The 2,521-nt window shown below is 46.4% G+C and carries 1 pseudogene; it reads right to left on the bottom strand.

The window, feature by feature from the left end:
* Positions 1–2,521: pseudogene (locus tag Q0K96_RS12780) on the bottom strand (SprB repeat-containing protein); the annotation flags it as partial.

The following is a 2,521-nucleotide window of genomic DNA, read 5'->3' as shown; positions in this document are numbered from 1 at the left end:
GGTCTTGTGTAGTGGCACCATTGCTCCATAAATAAGTATAAGTACCAGTACCGCCGGTTACTGTTAAATCAACAGTACCGTTGCTGCCACCGTTGCAGCTAACATTAGTAGCTACACCCGCAGCTGAAAGTACAGTTGGTTCTGTTACCGTTACAGAAGCTGTAGCTGTACATCCGTTAGCATCAGTTACCGTTACAGTATAAGTACCGGCTGCAACGTCAGTAATATCTTCAGTTACGGCACTGTTGCTCCACAGATATGTGTAAACACCTGTACCGCCTGTTACAGTTAAATCTATACTACCATTGCTGCCACCGTTGCAGCTTACGCTTGTAGCTACAGTGCTGGCTGAAATAGCTGTTGGCTGGGTTACAGTTACAGAACCTGTAGCTGTACAACCGTTAGCGTCGGTTACAAATACAGGGTAAGTTCCGGCTGCAAGGCCTGTAACGGCTAATGTTGCATCTGGAACTCCGCTCCAGGTAGTGCCATTAATAACATATTCGAATGGCGAAGTACCACCTGTAAGGTTTATTGTAGCAGAACCTGTGGTGCCGCCATTACAGCTCACATTGGTATCAACAACTGTACTAACCTGTAACAAAGCTGGTTCTGTTACAGTTACAGAAGCTGTAGCTGTACAACCGTTAGCATCGGTTACGGTTACATTATAAGTACCCGCTGCAAGGCCTGTAAGGTCTTCTGTAGTAGCGCCGTTACTCCATAAATAAGTATAACCTGCTGTACCGCCTGTTACAGTTAAGTCGGCTGTACCGTTACTACCGCCGTTGCAGCTAGCATTTGTAGCTACAGCACTGGCTGATAGTATTGTTGGCTCAGTTACTTCTACAGAAGCTGTAGCTGTACAACCATTGGCATCAGTTACCGTAACATTATATGTTCCGGCTGAAAGGTCAGTAATATCTTCAGTTACGGCGCTGTTACTCCATACAAAAGTATATGGGGCTGTACCGCCTGTTACTGTTAAGTCAGCAGCACCGTTTGTACCACCATTACAGCTTACATTAGTAGCTACGCCCGCAGCTGAAAGTACAGTTGGCTCTGTGATAGTTACAGAAGTTGTTGCAGTGCATCCGCCTGCATCAGTTACCGTTACTGTATAAGTACCTGCCATAAGGCTAGTAACATCTTCAGTTACAGCAGTATTACTCCATATAAAAGTATAAGGAGCTGTACCGCCTGTTACAGTGATATCTGCTGAACCGTTACTGTCTCCGTTACAAGCAACATTAACTTGTGATGTTACTGAAACAGATGGCGCAGGAGGGGCTGTAATAGTTACACTGTCGGTAGCTGTACATCCGTTTGCATCGGTTACCGTTACAGTATAAGTACCTGCTGAAAGACCTGTAACAGATGCCGTTACAGCACCGTTACTCCATAAGTAGGTATATCCGGCTGTACCGCCTGTTACACTTACTGTAGCCGCTCCGTCATTATCGGCACATGTTGCGTTATTATCTACAACTGCTGATGCATTAAGGGCAGTTGGCTGTGTAACAGTAGCTGAAACTGTACCTGTACAGCCATTCGCATCGGTTATGGTTACAGAATAAGTACCTGCCGAAAGGCCTGTCCTGTCTTCTGTAGTTACGCCCCCGCCCCAGTTAAATGTATAAGGAGCAGTACCGCCTGTTGGTGTAAGGTTTATAGTACCGTTAGCACCGCCGTTACAAGCCACATTGCTTACCACAGTTGTGCCTGATACTGCTGAAGCAGGCTCAGTAACAATAGCTGATGCTGTACCTGTACAACCATTGGCATCGGTTATGGTTACAGTATAAGTACCTGCTGTAAGGCCTGTCCTGTCTTCTGTAGTTATACCTCCACCCCAGTCAAAAATATAAGGGCCTGTACCACCTGTTGGTGTAAGGTTTATAGTACCGTTAGCATCGCCGTTACAAGCAACATTGGTTACCACAGTTGTGCCTGATACTGTAGAAGCAGGCTCATTAACAGTAGCTGATGCTGTACCTGTACAACCATTGGCATCGGTTATGGTTACAGTATAAGTACCTGCTGTAAGGCCTGTCCTGTCTTCGGTTGTTGCACCACCGTTCCAGATATAGGTATAAGGAGCAGTACCACCTGTTGGTGTAAGGTTTATGGTACCGTTAGCACCGCCGTTACAAGCCACATTGCTTACCACAGTTGTGCCTGATACTGCCGAAGCAGGCTCAGTAACAGTAGCTGATGCTGTACCTGTACATCCGTTGGCATCGGTTATGGTTACAGTATAAGTCCCGGCTGCAAGGCCTGTCCTGTCTTCTGTAGTTATACCTCCACCCCAGTCAAAAGTATAAGGGCCTGTACCACCTGTTGGTGTAAGGTTTATTGCACCTGTATTACCACCATTGCATGCTGCATTGGTTACTACTGTTGTACCCGACACTGTCGAAACCGGTTGTGTTATGGTAAATGACTGTGTATCTGTACAACCGTTGGCATCGGTTACCGTTACTGTATAAGTACCTGCCGAAAGGCCGGTAGCTGTAGCAGC

Source organism: Flavobacterium sp. (assembly GCF_024305175.1).
Taxonomy (GTDB): Bacteria; Bacteroidota; Bacteroidia; order Flavobacteriales; family Flavobacteriaceae; genus Flavobacterium.
Note: the sequence above shows the minus strand (reverse complement) of the source record. Positions and strands in the feature narration are given on the sequence as shown.